The following is an 18,515-nucleotide window of genomic DNA, read 5'->3' as shown; positions in this document are numbered from 1 at the left end:
CGGATTCCTTCCGGATAGAACGGGCGTCATCCGACACAGCTTAGGCGCAAAGGTTGTGAGAGGGGTTGTAAGCGGAGGTTTCGCTGATCTGCAGCAAGCAGCCCCGCCGTTGCGGCGGGGCTGGGGGCTTACTCGGTGATCTTGCTGAAGCTGCCGTCGAACATGTCGACGTTGCGTCCGTCGGTGAGGGTATACAGCGAGTAGCTGCGGCCCAGGCGGGCGCCACCGTCACGGGTCAGCGGGGCCCAGGCCAGGTTGGCGCGGCGCATGGTCGAGCTGCTCATGATCTCGTCGAAGGGGATCGACACGTAGATGCCTTTGTCGAAGCTACCTTCGCCGTACTCTTCCTTGGAGGCGGTGGTGAGCGTCACCCAGCCACCGAAGCGCACGCCGTTGCTGAACTCGCGCGACAGGTCGATGGTGGTGCCCCAGTCGCGGGCCAGGTAGCGGCCCACGCTGACCGCGGCCAGCACGTCCTGGAAGTCGGTCTTCAGGTAGCCGGTGACGTGGCCGGTGAGCACCTTGTAGTCGCGCAGGCCGAAGTCCTGCTCGAAATCGCGCTGGCGTACGTAGTTGAGGTCGCCACCGATGGCCCAGCGCTCGCCCAGCGGGCGATACAGCAGCTCGCCACCGACGCCGGCGAACATCGACTCCAGGTAGCCGCCGTAGACCATGCCGTACATGTCCTCGTCCAGGCGCTTGACCTTGTTCAACTGGAAGGTCGGCATGGTCACGTCCGAGGTGGTCCAGTACTCGCGCAGGTAGGTGCGCACGCGCGGCAGGTTGGACGGCGCGTCGTACTTGAACTTGTCGAAGTTGTTCAGCAGGTTGGCGCTGAGCGAGCCGCTCCACCAGGTGTCCGGGGTGAAGCGGTATTCGCCGTTCAGGTCCGCGGTGAACTGGTAGAGCAGGAAGCCGTCGGGGCCGCCGACGTTCTGTTTGTAGCCCAGGCCGAGGCCGTAGCTGAACGGATCCGGCTTCTGTGTGTAAAGCACTTTCTCCTGGTGCGGCAGCGGCCAGTTGCTTTCGGTGCCACGGCGCAGGTCGTCCAGCGGGCGGTCGTTGTTCACCACTTCGCGGAAGGTCTCACGCGGTACGCTGGTCTCGGTGACCGGCATGTCGTAGCGCTTGTCCACCACGGTGAAGTACTTGATGTCGTCGTCCACGCTGTTGTCGAGGATGCGCGCCGCGCGCCCTACCGCCTTGGGCGGGTAGAGGTAGCGGGTCTGCTCGCCGTAGACGACGATTTCCTTGTCGCGCTGGGTGATGCGCTCGACCTTGTAGCCGGCGTTGTTCTGCAGGCGCCTGGATACGTTCGCCCAGTCCACCTGGTCCGGATGCAGGTCCGGCGCCTTGGCCGGCAGCGGTTCGGCCGGCGGGTCGAAGGTCTTGGCCGGCGCGGAGCGGGAAGCGAAGTTGGTGTGCAGGGTGATGCCGAACATGGCGGTGTTGCCACGCTCCCAGCCGGCGGTCAGGTCTACCGAGTCGCTGGCTTTGAAGACGAAGCCGAGGTTGATCGGGGAGCTTTGGTCCTGGTTGTTACTCAGCGGTTCGCGCTTGTAGTCGTTGCCGTCGTATTCCAGCTTGAGCGCCAGGCGATCCCAAGGGGTTTGCCAGAGTACGCCGCCGAAGATGCCGGGAGAACCGCGGAAATAGTTACTGGCGTCGAAGGAACCAGCATTGGCTACATCGCTGGTGGGGATTGGACGGTCGTCGTACTTGTCGTCTACCCAGCCCAGCGGGTTGCTGAAATCACCACGGTTACCGAGGTACCCCCAGGCAATGCCCAGGCTGACGTCGAAGTTCCCGAATCGCTTGTTGCCGACGAAGTATTCGCTGGAGAACAGGCCGGTACCGCCGATGTCCAGTGCGCCTACCGCGAGTTCCGGTGTCCAGCGGCTTTCCTGGAGCAGGCGGAATTTGGCGTCTACCGCCTTGTCCTTGTAGCTCTGGTCGCCACTGAAGTCTTCGGCGCCGTAACGACGGTTGCTGACGGACGTGTAGCGGAACGATGTTTCCAGCCAGTCGAATGGCTGCAGGGCAAAGCTGTAGCGCGAATAGGGATCGACACGGTTGGCGGTGACTGCGACGTCCCCTGCCGGCGCCATGCGCGCCGTGGGCGTCTGCATCAACCCCATGATGCCGAAGTCGTTTCTCGTGTCGCGGGGGTCGGCATGGGCCATGGCCCAGGGCAGCAGCAGGCAGAGGGAATAGCGGAGCTTCATTGCGCCACCTCGGACAACGGTTGGGTGGCGATGAATTGGGCCATTTCTTCATTCAGCTGCGGGACGGGGCTATCCGGCCCGGCCGACTTGATCGGTACCAGGATGGTCGCACCCGGCGCAGCGGGCTGGCCTTCCTGGAGGTTCCACAGGGCGATGCCGAGGCGAGTGACCTGGCCGTCCGGCTGGATCAGATAGACATAGTCGGGATCGGCTTCCGGCAGCGACGGGCACGCAGCGGAATAGTCGCGTGCCTGCTGCATCGGCACGTGGGTGAAGTAGCAGTCGGCCGCCACGGCACCCAGCACACGTACCGCACTCGGCCGGGCCGGGAAAATGAAAATGTCGCCAGGCGACACCAGGCTGTTCTGCGCCGGGGTGACTTCAACCTCGACAGGGTCCAGCAGGTGCAGGCGTCGGCCACTGACCGGCAGGCTGGCCACCTGGTCATAGAGGCGCTTGGCGAGGGTGGAAAGCGTGGGCTGATCGTCCAACAGGGCTTTCTGTTGCAGCATGGACAGATCGAACAGGATGCCGGCCTTCAGGCGTTTCTGCTCCGGCACAAGCTTCGATTGCAACCACGCGGCGCCCAGCCAATAGCTCTCGGCATCGACCTGGGCGGCACGGAAGACGTCGCCAAGGCGAGTAGTCGCGGTAATGGCCACGGGACCGGACCTGGCAGCGTCGCCGCGAACTTCGACAGAATCGCCGGCCATGGCCGGGCCGGCCAGCAGCAGTGCGGCCAGGGCGAGAAGGCGAATGCTCATTTGCCTGCCCCCCGATACGGACGCAACTGGGTGATCGCAACCTGCAGGTCGGGCGTGACCTGTTGCAGGCTCTGCATCACGAAGCCGTCCTTGGGGTCGACCCAGTATTTGTTCGTGGCGCTGAAGCCCAGCAGGGGAGCGCGGATGTCTTCATCGACGCGCAACAGGTCGTAGTCGCGCTCGAGGATGCTCACGCGCTCCAGGCCGACCTTGTGGAAACTGCTCTGCACCGGAATCCCCAGGCGATAGCCGCTCGCCAGATCGATCCAGCGCTCACTGCGCTGCCCATCCGCCAGCTTGTGCAGGCCGGCGTGGAACGGCGAGTCGGCACCCAGGTGCGTGCCGGCGAGGTTGTCGCCGAAGCCGGTTGTGCGCACCACCAGGCCATCCCGCATCATCAGCACCTGGTGGGTAGAGGCGAGCCAGAACTGCAGATTGCCCTGCTGGCGCACCAGCGCCATCACGGCTTCGCCGCCTTGAGTCTGCAGCTTGATCTGGTAATAGGGCACCGCATCCACCTGGGCCTGGGTCAGCTCAAGCGGCTTCGGGCCCTGGGTGGCGGCGCGCAGGGTATCCCACGACGCCTGCATCAGAGGGTTGCAGGCGGATAGCGACAAGGCCGCCCCAGCCAGGGCGGCGAATTGGAGGAGTTTCACGTCGGTCGACCTGAGCTCGGTGGGTTATTCGTCGTTCAGGTCGTTCTTGATGTTGGCACCAGTACCCAGAATGGTGGTGGACGGTACCAACTGGCTGATGAAGCGGTTCCAGCGGGTGACGCCAGCAGGACCGACATAGACCACGTCCTGCGGTTCCAGGTTGAAGCGCTGGGCGAGGATGAAGGCTGTGGGCGATTGTGCGTCCAGTTGGAAGACTTTGGCAGGTTCGCGCTCCAGGTCTTCAACGCCGCGAATCACGTAGACGGCCTTGCCGTTGGAACTGGCCTGGTTCAGGCCACCGACGCTGCCCAGGGCATCGGCCAGGTTCAGGTACTTGGTCTTGTAGGTGATGGCGCGCGGGCTGTTCACCTCGCCCATCAGGTAGACCTTCTTGCGGTCGTTGTAGGGCAGGTAGATCTGGTCGCCATCCTTCAGGTAGACGCTGTAGAGCTGGCTCTGCTGCTGGTCGTTGAGTGCGTCCAGGTTGAGCTTGTACTCGCGGCCATCGCGCTTGAGGACCATGTTGGAGAGGTCGGCGGAGCCGGTGTTCACACCTGCGGTGCTAATAGCCTCCATCAGGCTTAGGGGAACGGTGGTGATGGCCTGGGGACCAGACTTATTAAAGGCGCCGTTGACAATCACTTTCTGACTGGCGAAGCGCAGTACATTCAGGTCAACTTGCGGTGTTTCGACGTACTGCGCCAAGCGGCCGGAAATTTCACTTCTAACTTCTTCTATGGTGCGACCAGCGACCCGGACCTGACCAATATAGGGGTAAAAAAGGGATCCGTCGGGACGAACCAAGCGGCCATTAGCGTCGATCTGCTGTTGTTGGCCGGATGGTGCAGTTAATTCAGGATGGTCCCAAACGGTGATGTAAAGCAGATCGCTTGGTCCGATGCGATAATCCTGAGGGTGATAGTTAAGCAACTCAGGTGGAACCCGACCATCAATCTCCGTCGCGGCATTCACGGCCAGCAGCTTGGGGGTGATCTGCACCAGCTCGACGCGGCTGCTCTCGGCGGAGTCATCGCGAACGATGCGGCTGGTGTCCATATTCTGGCCAGGGGCGAACATGCAGCCCTGGAGCGAAAGAGCGGCGACAACGGCAACGAATAAAGAGCGAATCATGAGAAGGAACTACGCAGCAAGTCGATACGGCAACGCCCGGTGAGTCGGGAGCCGTGAACGGGGTTTAAGGGGGCTGGAGATAACCCTGCCGCCGCCGAGGCGGCGGCAGGGTCCAACAGCTACAGGCTGGAATCAGCGAGCAGTGCCGGTAGTACCAGTGGTACCAGTGGTGCCGGTAGTACCCGGAGTGCCGTCGTGGCCACCACCGCCACCGCTGTTGGAAGCGGCAACGCCTGCTGCCACTACGGCAGCGCCGATACCGATGGCGCCACCTACGGTGACACCGCCGGCAACCGGGGTGGACAGGGTCAGTGGCTCGGAGGAGGCCGGCGGGTTTGCCGGCTCTTCCGCCGCCAGCAGCGGCATGCTCAGGGTCGCCAGGGCGGCGAACGTCAGCAGTTTTTTCACGTTAAGACTCCTTGTGGGGTCGTTCCTTCAGAAAGAAGGAAGGTTAAGGCTGGCACGAAGCCAGCGCAAGCAGAAAAGCCCCGGCGCCGCTGAAGTAATCCTATTTCGTTCAGCGAGCAGCCCGCAACTCGTTCCAGTCCTTGGGAGCGGTGAGCTCGACGGGTGCCCTGAACTACTACAACTAGAACTCCGGCGCTTTTCAGCTTTTGGTGCTCTCAATAGGCGTTTTTGTGTATAAATCCTTTAAACACCGTGAGAAAAACAATTTTCAAATCCCACCAGAGGGACCAGTTGTGGATATAGGCTAGATCGTGCTCAACACGCTTTTGCATCTTATCTAGAGTATCTGTTTCTCCACGCCAGCCATTAATCTGAGCCCAGCCTGTAATGCCGGGCTTTACCTTGTGGCGAAGCATGTAACTATCAATCTTTCCACGATAGTGTTCATTATGAGCAACGGCATGCGGGCGGGGACCAACAATAGACATATCCCCAAGTAGAACGTTAATAAACTGAGGGAGTTCGTCTAGAGAGGTCCGGCGCAGCAAAGCACCAATTGGTGTTATGCGAGTATCTCCCCGGGTTGCCTGTACTACATTTTCATCGTTTTCCATGACCCGCATGCTACGGAATTTCAATACCTCGATTGATCTTCCATCAATACCATATCTTTTCTGACGGAAGAAGATAGGTCCTGGGGAGGTCAGTTTTATCATCAAGGAGATTAGAGCCATTGGAATCGCAATGATTGCCAGTATGGCAGCGGAAAGCACTATGTCTTCTGCCCTCTTGATGACGCTATTGGCGCCGGTCATTGGGCTATCAAATATGCTGATTGTAGGCACACCATTGATATTCTGACTACGGGCATGTAGAAGTTCAAAAATGAATACGTCAGGAACAATATAGACAGATGCTGTCGTGTCACTGAGCTTCTCGGTAAGCCATTTGATGCGTGCTTCACTGCGCATTGGTAATGTTATATATACTCTGTCTATTTGACCGGAGCGAGCCTGCTCTACTAGGTCCTCTAGTGATCCGGAAACTGGAAGCTTAATCTTGCTGCCTGCAATCCGTATGGGGTCGCGCCGTTTATCATCAAAGAAGCCCAGTAGGTCTAGCCCCATCCACGGGGCGCTAGCAATATTTCCAGCCAGTCTCTGACCTAAAGGTCCTGCGCCGGCAATTGCCACTGTCCGAGTATTGAAACCACGCCGGCGCAAAGCATTCAATGAAGTTCGAAGTAGAACCCGATAACAACACAGCAGCGCCAGGGATAGGGCGAACCATTGCAGCATAACTGCATCATCAAGTAGTGGTGTCGCCAATAGTAGATAATCAGCGAGAAATACTGTTGTAAAGCTGAGTGCCCATGTGCCACCTACCTTTCTTATCTCTTCACTGATACGCTCTCCACGCCAAGAGTTGTACAAATGAGAGAAGTCACTTAGGAGATAGAAGATAACTAATGAAAGAAGTGTGGCTACTGTCGGAGCATAGCTTAGGGGGATTGAGTTAAGTTTGATGGAAATTCCCATGCTGAAAAGTATTACAAAGAAGTCAAGGAGTCTCTGTAGTACAGAAATTGTCGCCTGATGGGGGCGCAGTATTCCGCGATCCATGCCGTTCATTATCTGTCTCCTTGCAGTAACAAGGGGCGTTGAGAGTGAGATGAAGTAGAAGGTTATTGAGGGTACCAAGAGTTAAGTAATTTCTCATAGTCCTGTAATACCTGCTCCCAGGTAAATCGTAGGAGAAATTGCGATTTACTAAACTCTCCCATACAAAAACTGGCCTTTATATCAGGAAGCAGATTATCAAAAATTTTTGCACAGTCGTCTTCCGTCTTGAAGAACATCGCGCCTTCCCCTGCCACCCAGCGATTGAATGGATTGTCATGTGCGATTACCGCATTACCGGCGCCAAGCGCCTCTACTAGAGAGGGGTTAGTTCCACCTACTGTGTGACCGTGGATATAGAAGCGACTAAAGTAGCGCAGGGCTTTCACTATGGTCGGCGTATAAATTGCCCCAAGAAACAAAACTTCATCACTCGCCGCATTCTGTACCATGCAATGATAAGGGTTGGACGTCGAGTAGTTACCAAGTACTAGAAGTTTATGGTTTCTTCGTTCTCTGCTAAAGGCCTTGACTATTTCGAGTATCGAGTTTTCTGGCTCGGCTCGAGCAATGATAATGGAGTAATTTCGGGCAGACACCCCGTAATGAGAGATCGCTGTTTCGTCGGAGGCGGAGATGAGTTCGGCCCCATAGGGGATCATTGTTATTTTGTTGTCGGGTACCGTCCGGGACAGATGGGCCTTTATATTAGGGTGGTCAGCAATTAGATGGTTGCCGGCATAACACCCGATTTTTTCATTGAGCCAGAACCAGGCTTTAGCGATACGGCCCCATTTTGCCCGGTGCCATTCAATACCGTCCATGTTTATGAGATTAGTTTGTCCTTTTATTCTCTGAAGGATATTGAATATGGCGGTATTGTAGCCTAATGTAAGAAAAATTCCGTTTCTCTTCATCGCATCTCGTGTGGCTTTCCAGTCGAAAATGATGGTACTTAGCGTTCCATCACCATTGACAGGGACATTTATCCGATACACATCTTGCCATTGGTCAACATAAATATCGGCACTAGAATTTTTTTGGCAGTAGACGTGGACTTTCCAACCTCGCTTCGAGAGAAAGATTGAAAGATGCTCCGCAAATGTTTCGAAGCCGCCATGTTCTGCGGGAATTCCTCGAGTACCGAGAATATAAATCTCTTTCATTTGAAATTAATTTACCAGTCGTTTGTATAACTCAATTAATTTTTGGTAGTGGGCCTGCTTGTTGAATTTTCGCTCTAGGTTTTCGCGTCCAAGCCTTCCCATTTCCACTGCAGAGTTTCTGTCGCTATCTAGCTTAGTAATTGCAGTTATTAAATCTTCGACGTCGCCTGGTGAAACTAATAAGGCGTCCTCTCCATCTGATACAACCTCTGGAATCCCCCCTATTTTTGAGGCGATGACAGGTTTACCGTAGGCGAAAGACTCTGTAATGGTCAGGCCAAAGGTTTCATACCACATTGAAGGTACAATCGTGGCAATACAATTATTTAATAAACTGTTTATTTTTTCCTTAGGAAGAAAACCCAAAAACTTTATATTGTTTAAGTTTTTCTTCTTGCAGTAATCCACTGCAGATGAAAGTTCTGCGCCATTCCCTGCTACAATAAGATTAAGATTTGGCGTCATCTCGAAGGCTCTGATTAGAGTGTAGATGCCTTTGATCTTCTCCACTCTACCGAAGTAAAGAAAATAATTACCCTGCGTGTAGTTGGGAGTGATGTTTTCAGTCTCTGTAAAATTATAAATAGTGGTTACTTTTTCTTCTGGGACGCCCATTGAAATAACTTTTTTCCGGAGAAAATCACTAACAGAGATGAAGTGATCGAACTTAGAAATTGAGCCAAGGGCAAGGCTGGTGTAGGACTCTAAAGTAGAGATTGCCGATCTAGCTAAAGAGTTTTTATTGCAGCGGTTTAAAGTCGCATTATAAAAGCGAAACCCGGAACATCTTTCGCAGGGAATGTCATCTTTAGTTAGCGTGTATGTAGGGCAGACAGATTTATATTCGTGTAATGTCTGTATTAGTGGGATCTGTCTGCGTTTTATTTCGGATATTATTGAGGCTGATAATTTCCCATAATATATGTGGCAGTGAACCAAGTCTGGATTGAAGTGGTGAAGCAGCTTAGAAAGTTCCCTCCTTGCCTGAGGGTTATAGATATATCGGGCTACATCCTTAATACTTGGGTTTTTCAGGTTCACATCGCTGGGAAAAAAAATCTCAAACTCACTTGGTAGATTTTTCGGGTTGCTTGCTGCAAAAGGAATGGCATAGTGCCCCATCGAATTTAATAATGAAATTTCATCCAAAAGCACACGGTCAGACCCTCCGGTGATGTGATGGTTCTGGCCGGCCATGATTATCTTCATGGGTGTTCCATTTCTTAGTTAAAATTTCTCTTCAAAAGAAGCAGGGTATGGTCATCGTTGCTGAATTTAGATTTGGGAGACCAGTATTTTGAATTGCTGTAGTCATGGTATGTCCAGCCCCATTGGTACTCGTCAAACAGGCTTATTAAATCGCGAAGATATGCCTCTCTACCTGGTGCACCATTTATTGCACTGAACTCACCAATAAATATATTTACGCCGTATTTTGTTTGGAAGTCTCTGATTGGCTTTAATGCCTCTCGGAGTTTTTCTTTATCCCAATATTCATTCTCAAAAAATCCGGGATAGGTACGATTTTTAAAGCTTTTCAGCCCTATTCCCTGATGGGTATATTGAAGGGGGGTGTAGACGTGAGGGCTATATACGATATTCCTATCTTCAATGGGCGTTAGGTCATCCATAGCTTCAGCTCTTGTATTGAGCTTTCCGTTGGGGGTTAGTTTTGCAGCTGGCTCAATTAAAATAGTAATTTTCTTGTCGTATTGTCGAATGATACTTACTATTTTATTTGCAAGTATATTCCAGTCTCCACGCCCGCCAACTTGATAGCCTTCAGCCATTGATGGCTCATTGAGAATGTCATAGGCAATTAATGCTCTAGATCTATCTTTATACTGCTTCGCGATATCCCTCCACGCCTCGATCAGGATGTGTTGTTTTTCTTGGGAGCGCCAAAGGCTATCATTGGGCGTAGTGGTGAAGTTACTTTCCAGACCTGGTGCAGTATGCAGATCAAGTATTACGAATAGGTCCTGATCTTCGCAAAGCTTTATTATCTCGTTTAGATGAGATATCGCTTCTTGATTAATGTTGTATGGGGGGTATTTATTTATCAGCGAAACCGTATCAAAACTTAATCTAACAATACTTGCGCCGAGGCTTTTAATTTCTAGGATTTCAGCCTTGGTTATGTCAGGATGAATGTTAAATCCCTTGTGTGGGCTTTTCCAGAACTCTGAGCTAAGGGCATAGTGACTTGCTACTGTCATCACTATACCTGTTGCAAATGTGAGAAATTTAATTTTCATTTGCTTGTGGGAGTGCTGCTTTTGCTTGTCTTCTTGATAGAAGTCCGCAATATAGTGAAAAGACAAAGCATGTAAGCCCAAATAAGTAGATATGGCCTGTAAGGGCGCCGCTAGCGACAAATAATATTATTAAAGTCTTTTTTAGGCTTGCTGTACTTTGGGTGACGGATTCTTTTCTGTATAGCTTTGTTGCAATGAGTATGAAAATAACAAGCCCTAAAAGGCCATAAGACATAAATATGTCAACGATGTCATTTTCTGAGAATGAGAAATAGGTTCCCCGTTTTAAGCCATAAACCTTTCCATACTCGGAAAGGTTTAATCCGATTATTGTATCAATAGAATCATAGCTCTTCTGATACAAGTCTATAGCTATTCCAACCAGCATGTCTCGTTCGCTAATTAATGCGCTGAACAAGTTTAAATAACTAAGTTTTGTTGAGAATTTTTCTGCGCCAGAACTATATTTTGAGAGAATAAGCACAACGCCGTCAGTTATCGTGCTTATTATGTCGTATTGGAGATCTGCCGCAATAAAAATGAGAGGAATTAGTAATAGAAGACCAGCGTAAATGTATCTTGTGAGTCTTGAGGAGTTGAAGAATATTAGTAATGAAAAGGCTAGCGCTAATAATGGAATAAAAGCTTTGTTGCCGATAATGCTGAAGCAAATTATCGTTGCTAATGTCGTGGCGTATTTTTGGGGAGTTGAAGAGGAAAGAGTATAAGTTATGATGAAGGAGGCTATATAGAAAAAGGTTAGCTCGTTTATTGAGGGAAAATAAAACTTGTGGCCAGCAGAGAACTCTTCATAAGTATATAGGCCAATACCAGTTAACCCGGAAAATATGATGGATGATGTAACAAAGAGCCATGCATAGATGGCTGAATTTTGCAGTATTTTTATTTTCTTCTGGTCTGGTATCGCATATGCAATTGAATAGGTTGCAAATCCTAATACAATCGAACGTAAAATAGCAAAGAAGTCATATTGCAAGTTTCCCGAAATTACTCCCTTGCTTGAGGTTAATAGCAAGAATATAAAAATTAGTACTGCGAGCAGGACGCTATGAGTATTTTTTAGACTGAATGAGGAGGGGGCTAATAGAAAAAAGACAATAATGAGTAGGGCCGCGAGAATGTTTGTAAGAGCCTTTGAAATATCACCTTGGAATATGAAGCCTTGGATGCATTCAATAATTGGAAATACGGCAATTGCGAGATATATCGCCCACTTTCTATAAAACGAGGATTTATATTCCATCATTTTTTTAAAGCTGTATAGTAAGAGTCTAGACTTTTCCGCTGGGACTGGCAGACTTTTAGGTTTTCTGCGGCGTATCCTACCGCTAACATCATCAGGATTGTGTGACTTTTCTTTATTTTAAATTTCTTTCTAAATGCAATGTCCGAGAGCGGTGATTTACTCCAATTTAGGCAGCAACTGCTTAGTCCAAGGGAGTGTAATGCCAGCACTACGGACATTGAGAACATTCCGCCATCAATCCAGTGCTGATATCTTTCTTCGGGCATGTCAAAAGCATGTAGGTCGCTTGATAATATTAATAAGAACGGTATTTTTTGCCCAAAACCCTTATTTCCATTTTGATGGCTGAGTGCTTCTCTTATGGTGTCGGCATCATCTATTATGTAAGCGTGCCAAGCTTGTCTATTACAGACCGAAGGAGTTTTTAAGGCCATCTTTATCGCGCGTAGTACTGTCTCTACAGACACTTCTCTACTTGAAAAATCGCGCACAGAATATCGAGTATTGAAGAAGCCTTCTGGGTCTTCCAAGGTGCCATTAATCATGCTGAGAGAGTCTATGTTATAGATACCTCCTAGCTCTGAGAGTTTTAATTCAGTGGCCATGTCTAAAGTGGCTTCTTTGTTAGGCACACTGCATTCGGGGGCGTTTTGGGTCAAGAATTGCTGTAGAACGTTGTTCGCAATTCTTTCATGAAATGTTGGATATCCCTCGCTCGTTTTGTGTTTTTCAAGGAAGTAACTGAGATCATCAACCGCGTCCTTGCCAGAATTTTTACGGCGATTAGGAAAGCTTAGGCTTTTTTCTAGACGGTGATATATTTTGGAAGATTTATAATCTCTCTTGGAAGGGGTTTCTACACTCACCCATCCCGCGTGCCTTATTAAGCGAATATAGTCATATAGATAGCCTATGGCACTATTGACGGTATATTTTGCTGGGCGAAGAATATCCTTGAGTTGCCTTTTAATCTTGTTCATACAAGTTGGTGCTCTTTGAAAACATGACGATGGGCGGCAAAAAAGTAAAGCGAAACCAAGATCAATTCACTTGCAACTGTTACTGCTGCAGCACCGATGATCCCATAGCGAGGGATAGCTATAAAATTTAGAATGACATTAATCACTGAAACAGCCCCCATATATCGCACCTTTGTACGCATATGCTCCTGCGTGACAAGTGTGGCACCTACACTCATCGCGACAAACCGTAGGGGAATAGCCAAGGAAAGGAGTTGTAAAATATTTATCACAGGCTCGTAACTGCTCCCGAATATTGCCGGTATCAGGACTGGCGATAAAAAGTAAAGTGCTATAGCAGCTACAATACCCAGTCCCGCCATGGCCCAATTGCCTTGTGTATATACTTTTCTAAACAGGGGTCTGTCACTGTATGACCATCGATGAATTTTTGCTATCAAAAATCTTTGGTAGATGACACTTGGTAAAAGATAAATTCCATTCATTACTACAAAAGCGACACTATATAAACCTGCGGAATGGTCTCCATCGAGGCGCTGAAGCAATATTATATTGCTTTGGTAATAAATTAGATGAAATAGAATTGCTACTCCAAAAGGCCAGGCGTGTGAGTAAGAGTCACGAATACTTGGTATCGTTACTTGTGTTCTCTGAGTGGGGCAGGGGCCATGACCTTTCAGCTTGAATCCGTCATCTGTCATTTTCTTGAGTTGAACTACACCAATAGATATGTAGATGAGTGAAATGGCTGAATACACAGACGAGACGAGTTCTACACTGAGCTCGTTATAGATTAGTGTGGCTGCTACTATAAATAGCAGTCTCAATATATGAGGGGTGGTTTGCCATAGCGCCTGCTTTTTGTAGTTTTCCTCAAGTTGATATTTTGAGGAGACTAGTTCGATGATTGCTTGGCATACAAGAAAGGGAGTGAGAAGGGTTAGTGATCTTTGAACTGTTTCTCTGGTTTCAAAAAACAAGGACCAGAGTATGACTAGGGCTGTGATTAAAATGGCGCTGTGAGTTAAAAGCTTGAATCCTGATGGCAGCCATCTCCTAGCTTTCCAGCCTTCTACGCCGAATACTCTTAGCCAGAATGCTGGTAAGCCGAACCCTGCTAGGGGAGCAAGCAGCGTCACAATAGTTAGAGATGCAGAAAATGCACCATACATTGTCGGCCCCATATGTCTGGCTAGAATAACCTGAGTGAAGAAGCCCAGTGCGGCGCCAAACGCAGAACTTAGCCAAAGTAACGATATTGCCTTCAAGGCGAGGGAAATATTCATTTGTTATTTGGCTGAGCTGCGAATATTGAGGATAGGAATTGCTTGGACTTGAATCTCTCTTGATCTAATTTAATCGACGCCTCTGAGTAAGAGAGGCTAGTCTGTATAAAGTCCTGATGGCTTTCGGGATGTATTACCCGCTCCTGCAATCCCAGTTTGCGAAGAAGATTTTCTATGCGGATTACACTCTTTCCTGGAGATGTCACAGAAAAAGGGATTTTAAAGATCAATGAAAATGCCACCCCATGAAAAGAATCAGTTACCACATATGAAGAGTTTTTGATTAGTCTCATGAAATCCAAAGGGCCTGCGTCTTTATATACTTTTGATGCTGACCTGTCGGGGAGTATTCCCGGGCTAATTGATATGATGGGAAGTTCTAGTTGTTTGGAGATTTTGACCAGGATGTCGTTGTAAAATGAGTTCTTCCGGTTTACAAAGTAAGAAACCATATAAGGTTGATCGTTTTCTTGGTCAAGATCAAAATTTTGACTCCACTCTTCGGATGTAAGTAATAGAGTCGGATCTAATACTTCAGATACTTTTAGGTTGAATATTTTTTCTATTTGCCTCTTTAGTTCGAGTTCTCTCACTCCGATATGTTTGAAATCGTGTAGTAGAGAGCGAACTTTGGTGGCTTCTTTTTCGGTAAATATATGTGCACCAGCGCTGGTCGCATAAGATGCTTTGAGCGAGTGTTTTGGGGCAAAATCGAAGAAGTAAGTTGAGTCGAGTGTTGAGGTGGAAGATATGCAGTTTGGATTCCAAACTTGGTCACTTCCTAGAAGGTAGATGTCGAATTCTTCTTCAGGTTTTTCCCCTTTATGAAATGGGGTAGTGACCTTCAAGTATTTGTTGATGAAGGTTTTAAATTTCTTGCATGCTCGTTGTCTGCTTCGAAATTCAATGATGTCGAGTACTGTTCTTCTGATGGAGCTTATAGATCTGGCTGGCCGAACTATATTTAAGCTGCTTGAGATGTGGGGGTTGTTGTAGTTGATTACTTTTACATCTTCAAATTCTGATCCAACGCTATGTTGGAGTGCGTATGCTTGTAGGACTGCACCAAAATTTTTGGCGTTATGGATCGTGAGTATGCCTATTTTCATAAGGTGCTGCCAATCTTGGGTATAATAAAGGAACGCTACCGCCCCAGGATTTACGGTCAGAATTCCTGAGGACGCAAATAACATCGAGAACGATAGGAGCTCTGCTTTATTCATAGGTGCAGAGGCATAAAAGTTTGAGAAGATTTCAGAGGGCTATGGATAAGCTCAGAGCTTTCATTGTTCCCTGTATTTACTTGCTTTTCCCTGTTTGCAATAGTTGCATGTGGGGGCGGCTCTTCTTATGGAGTCAAGCTCTCTGGAGTCTACTCGATGTCTGGTAATTAGAGGTTTTTGTGCTTGCGGTTCAGACATCTCTTCTCCTCAATCTATCGATAGGGAAGCTAATAGTGATCTCTCGTTGTAATAGGTTGAGCAAAAGCAGTACTCGATTGTTTCCATCCTTACTCAAAAATATAGCTTCTAGTTGTTGTAGGTTGGGATCATCTATCAGAACCTGATCACCTTGTGACAAGGCGGGAAGCATGGGGGCCTGCCGATTGGCTAATTGGCTGATGACGATCTTAGGCACCGAGGTTGGATGGCCACCGAAACTGACGATCCGGCTTACTCCACGGGTAGAGCGGATAGGCAACCAGTTATCGTCCACTTTATCCAGATGGATGAAGAGATAGCCTGGAAACAGAGGTTCGCTGAGCTGCTGCAACTGTCCCTTGTGCAGACGCTCGATCTGATGCATGGGGAGTAGGCACTCGTATCCCTGGCGTTCCAGATGCTCCAAAGCCCTTGGGGCTTGACGTGGTTTGCATTGGATCAGATACCAGCGTTTTCCGGTTGCGTCCGGCATGATTCCCTCGTTGCAGGACTGACTGCTCCTGCGGCGTTCCAATGTCCGCTATGCAGACGGGGTATATGGATAAGGCCTTCCCTGGCCTCTCCTCGATCAGGCTTTGTCCGACTTGTACTCGTAGTGGTAGTAGCCGTAGCCGCCATAGCCGTAATAGGCCGAGGCGCGCTTCTCGACACCATTGAAGATGGCGCCTTTGAGTTCGATACCGTTCTGCGCGAAGCGGCGAATGGTCAATTCAATTTCCCGTGCCGGGTTCAAGCCGAAACGGGTGACGATCAAGCTGGTACCAGACTGGCGGCCGACAATGGCGGCGTCAGTCACTGCCAGCAACGGCGGGGTATCCAGAATTACCAAGTCGAACTGCTGGCTGGCCTCTTCGAGGAACGCCGTGAAGTTGGGGTGCATCAGCAATTCGGACGGGTTCGGCGGGATCTGGCCACGCGGAATGAAGTGGAAACCCTCGATCTCGGTGGTGCGCACAGCAGTGTTGAAGTCGCAGCGCTTGACCAAGACATCGGACAGACCATTCTCTTCACCGCTGTTGAGCACCTTGTGCAGGTAGCCCTTGCGCATATCCACATCCACCAGCAGCACGCGCTGACCAGTCTGGGCGATGACGGCAGCCAGGTTAGAGGACACGAAGGTCTTGCCCACCGCAGGGCTGGGGCCGGAAATCATCAGGCGGTTGTTTCCGGCTTCCAGCATGGCGAAATGCAGGCTGGTACGAAGGCTGCGCAGGGACTCGATGGCGAGGTCGGTGGGATGACTAATGGCGAGCAGCGGTGCGGCTTTAGCTGAACGACCACGGCCTTTGTCGCGCCTGTCTTCCTCAGCCTTCTGCAAGACGCTGTAGGGAATCGAGGCATAAACGGGCAGGCCAAGTTGCTCGATGGCGTCCGGTGTTTCAATTCCACGGTTCAGGGCCTTGCGCAGAAGTACCAGGCCTACGGAGAAGAACAGGCCGAGCAGGGTGGCCATCAGAACCACCAGAGGCTTCTTGGGCTTGACCGGTTTGGTGATGTCGACGTCCGCGGTATCGATGATACGAACGTTACCTACCGCACCGGCACGCATCACATCCAGTTCCTGGGCCTTGTTCAGCAACTGCGTGTAGATGGCGGTACTGACCTGTACGTCGCGAGTGAGACGCAACAGTTCCTGTTGGGTTTCCGGCAGGCCTTCTACCTTGTGGGACAAACCACTCTGCTTGGAGGTCAGTTCGCCGATCTGCTTCTGCAGAGCCTGATAGGCCGGATGCTGGCGCGTGAACTTGCGATCCATTTCCGCTTGCTGCAGCTTGAGTTCGGAAATGCTGGTATCCAGGGCGACGATCTGGTCCAGCAGGGCTTTGGTTTCCAGGCTGATATCGGCCGACTTGGCGCGAGTCTGGTAGGCACTCAGAGCATCTTCAGCCTTTTCCAGCTCACGACGTACATCGGGCAGTTGACCGCGCAGGAACTCCAGACTGGAGGCGGCCTCGGCAGAAGCACGTTCCACGTTCTGCCGGACGTACAGCTTGCTGATCTCGTCCAGTACCTGCAGGGCGCGGGCCGGCTCGTCGTTTTCCAGCGACAGGCTGATGATGCCGGACTCTTTGCCAGTCTCCGCAACGTTCAGGTTGTCCTGGTAGCGCAGGATGGTAGTCAGGCGGCGCTCACGCACTACATTGAAATGCGTACCCGGGTTGGCGCGTAGGGATTCGACCTGAACCTTCACTCCATTCTGGTCGTAAGCCTCACCTACCTTGCCCTGCACGAGAACATTGTCATCGTCATCAAGCAGGGTGAAGGTGCCGTTTTCTCCGGCGATAAGTGTCAGATCCTCTTCGAGGAGATTTTCCGGTACATCGAGCTGGAAGATCTTCAGTTCTTCACCACCCCAGCCAAAACGGCTAAGGCCAAACATCGGCGCTGCGACTTCATCCGGGGTCTCCGGATCGAAATGCCGTGCGATGAAGCCACCAATCAACGGAAACCGCGATGGCTCCACCACGATATTCAGCTTGAGGCTATCCACTGCCTTGCCTATAACCGCGCGTGAGGTCAGCAACTGAATCTCGGTAATCGCTTCGGATTGGGTCCCCAGCAAATCCCCCATATCCGACAACCCCGGAATGGTCGGCTTCTTCGGCTCCACCTGCACGATCGCATCCGATCGGTAGATCGGCGTCGCCAGCAGCGCATAAGCAACACCCACGGCCATGAAGCCCGCGGTGATGCCGGCGATCAGCCATTTGTGGTCGATCAGGGTGCCGAGCAGACCTAGCAGGTCGATCTCGTCATCGTCTTTGTCGTGGATGGCTACCGGGGCTTGCTGCTGCATGGGCGTGCTTCTTTTACTTCTTCGTCAGTGAGGCTTAGCGGGTTGGGCGAATACGTTTGGCCCAGGCGTCGACGCCTTGTTCGATCAGCGCGTAGGCGTGCTCGAACACGGCTGTGCTCTGGCGGTAGGGGTCGGGGATTTCTCGATCGTCCTGCCACTTGCCGAGCAGGAAGGTCTTGCCGCGGGATTCCGGGGCGATCTGGCTGACGCCTTGCAGGTGGCGCTTTTCCATGACCAGGACGAGGTCGGATTCGCGCAGCAGGCTGGAGGTCAGTTGGCGGGCACGGTGTTCGTGCGGCTGCTCGCCGTGTTGCTGGAGGATGGCGAGAGCGTGGCTTTCGATGGGCTTGTCGACCAGGGCGCCGAGGCCGGCGGAACTCACCTGGATATCGCTGCCGGCCAGGCGCTGGCGCAGCAGATGTTCTGCGGTAGGACTACGGCAAATGTTACCGACGCAGACGACCAATATCCTTTTGAACACGGGAACGTTCCTTGATCCTACAGATATGTATGTAT

General features: G+C 50.9%; 16 protein-coding genes. All 16 read right to left on the bottom strand.

What is annotated here, in order from left to right:
* Nucleotides 1-128 precede the first annotated feature (128 nt).
* On the bottom strand, nucleotides 129-2,225 hold the full coding sequence (locus ACTWJ5_RS24625) for a YjbH domain-containing protein (RefSeq protein ID WP_444436732.1): 2,097 nt from the start codon (nucleotides 2,223-2,225) through the stop codon (nucleotides 129-131).
* Nucleotides 2,222-2,989 (bottom strand): capsule biosynthesis GfcC family protein, encoded by a 768-nt coding sequence (locus ACTWJ5_RS24620; protein ID WP_074985234.1) that lies wholly within the window; start codon nucleotides 2,987-2,989, stop codon nucleotides 2,222-2,224. The genes ACTWJ5_RS24625 and ACTWJ5_RS24620 overlap by 4 nt, the downstream gene beginning before the upstream one ends.
* Nucleotides 2,986-3,645 carry a YjbF family lipoprotein gene (locus ACTWJ5_RS24615; RefSeq protein WP_074985236.1) on the bottom strand — a complete coding sequence of 220 codons (660 nt, stop codon included), beginning with the start codon at nucleotides 3,643-3,645 and terminating at the stop codon, nucleotides 2,986-2,988. Before ACTWJ5_RS24615 ends, ACTWJ5_RS24620 begins: the two co-directional genes overlap by 4 nt.
* Nucleotides 3,646-3,669: 24 nt before the next feature.
* The gene (locus ACTWJ5_RS24610) at nucleotides 3,670-4,776 is read right to left on the bottom strand and encodes a polysaccharide export protein (RefSeq protein WP_116423004.1); all 1,107 of its coding nucleotides are present in this window, start codon (nucleotides 4,774-4,776) and stop codon (nucleotides 3,670-3,672) included.
* Between the two features lie 132 nt (nucleotides 4,777-4,908).
* The gene (locus tag ACTWJ5_RS24605) at nucleotides 4,909-5,184 is read right to left on the bottom strand and encodes a hypothetical protein (protein WP_116423005.1); all 276 of its coding nucleotides are present in this window, start codon (nucleotides 5,182-5,184) and stop codon (nucleotides 4,909-4,911) included.
* 215 nt (nucleotides 5,185-5,399) lie between these two features.
* Nucleotides 5,400-6,815, bottom strand: coding sequence for an undecaprenyl-phosphate glucose phosphotransferase (locus ACTWJ5_RS24600; RefSeq protein ID WP_116423006.1), 1,416 nt, complete (start codon nucleotides 6,813-6,815; stop codon nucleotides 5,400-5,402).
* A 53-nt stretch (nucleotides 6,816-6,868) separates the two neighbouring features.
* On the bottom strand, nucleotides 6,869-7,969 hold the full coding sequence (locus ACTWJ5_RS24595; RefSeq protein ID WP_116423007.1) for a DUF1972 domain-containing protein: 1,101 nt from the start codon (nucleotides 7,967-7,969) through the stop codon (nucleotides 6,869-6,871).
* A gap of 6 nt (nucleotides 7,970-7,975) precedes the next feature.
* A complete protein-coding gene (locus ACTWJ5_RS24590; RefSeq protein WP_116423008.1) occupies nucleotides 7,976-9,178 on the bottom strand; it encodes a glycosyltransferase family 4 protein in 1,203 nt (400 codons plus the stop codon).
* A gap of 14 nt (nucleotides 9,179-9,192) precedes the next feature.
* The gene (locus tag ACTWJ5_RS24585) at nucleotides 9,193-10,188 is read right to left on the bottom strand and encodes a glycoside hydrolase family 5 protein (protein WP_181925964.1); all 996 of its coding nucleotides are present in this window, start codon (nucleotides 10,186-10,188) and stop codon (nucleotides 9,193-9,195) included.
* A gap of 28 nt (nucleotides 10,189-10,216) precedes the next feature.
* Nucleotides 10,217-11,491, bottom strand: coding sequence for a hypothetical protein (locus ACTWJ5_RS24580; protein WP_220376890.1), 1,275 nt, complete (start codon nucleotides 11,489-11,491; stop codon nucleotides 10,217-10,219).
* Nucleotides 11,491-12,474, bottom strand: coding sequence for a nitroreductase family protein (locus ACTWJ5_RS24575; protein WP_116423010.1), 984 nt, complete (start codon nucleotides 12,472-12,474; stop codon nucleotides 11,491-11,493). Before ACTWJ5_RS24575 ends, ACTWJ5_RS24580 begins: the two co-directional genes overlap by 1 nt.
* Nucleotides 12,471-13,760: an oligosaccharide flippase family protein gene (locus ACTWJ5_RS24570; protein WP_116423011.1), complete on the bottom strand. Its 1,290-nt coding sequence runs from the start codon at nucleotides 13,758-13,760 to the stop codon at nucleotides 12,471-12,473. Before ACTWJ5_RS24570 ends, ACTWJ5_RS24575 begins: the two co-directional genes overlap by 4 nt.
* A complete protein-coding gene (locus ACTWJ5_RS24565) occupies nucleotides 13,757-14,983 on the bottom strand; it encodes a polysaccharide pyruvyl transferase family protein (RefSeq protein WP_116423012.1) in 1,227 nt (408 codons plus the stop codon). Before ACTWJ5_RS24565 ends, ACTWJ5_RS24570 begins: the two co-directional genes overlap by 4 nt.
* Before the next feature lie 190 nt (nucleotides 14,984-15,173).
* Nucleotides 15,174-15,674, bottom strand: a complete 501-nt coding sequence (gene rfaH / locus ACTWJ5_RS24560) for a transcription/translation regulatory transformer protein RfaH (RefSeq protein ID WP_116423013.1) — start codon at nucleotides 15,672-15,674, stop codon at nucleotides 15,174-15,176.
* 96 nt (nucleotides 15,675-15,770) lie between these two features.
* Nucleotides 15,771-17,999, bottom strand: a complete 2,229-nt coding sequence (locus ACTWJ5_RS24555) for a polysaccharide biosynthesis tyrosine autokinase (protein WP_116423014.1) — start codon at nucleotides 17,997-17,999, stop codon at nucleotides 15,771-15,773.
* A gap of 34 nt (nucleotides 18,000-18,033) precedes the next feature.
* Nucleotides 18,034-18,480, bottom strand: a complete 447-nt coding sequence (locus ACTWJ5_RS24550) for a low molecular weight protein-tyrosine-phosphatase (protein ID WP_009616581.1) — start codon at nucleotides 18,478-18,480, stop codon at nucleotides 18,034-18,036.
* Nucleotides 18,481-18,515 lie beyond the last annotated feature (35 nt).

Source organism: Pseudomonas sp. A6, assembly GCF_052367875.1.
Classification (GTDB): Bacteria; Pseudomonadota; Gammaproteobacteria; order Pseudomonadales; family Pseudomonadaceae; genus Pseudomonas; species Pseudomonas citronellolis.
This window is presented reverse-complemented; position numbering and strand designations above follow the sequence as displayed.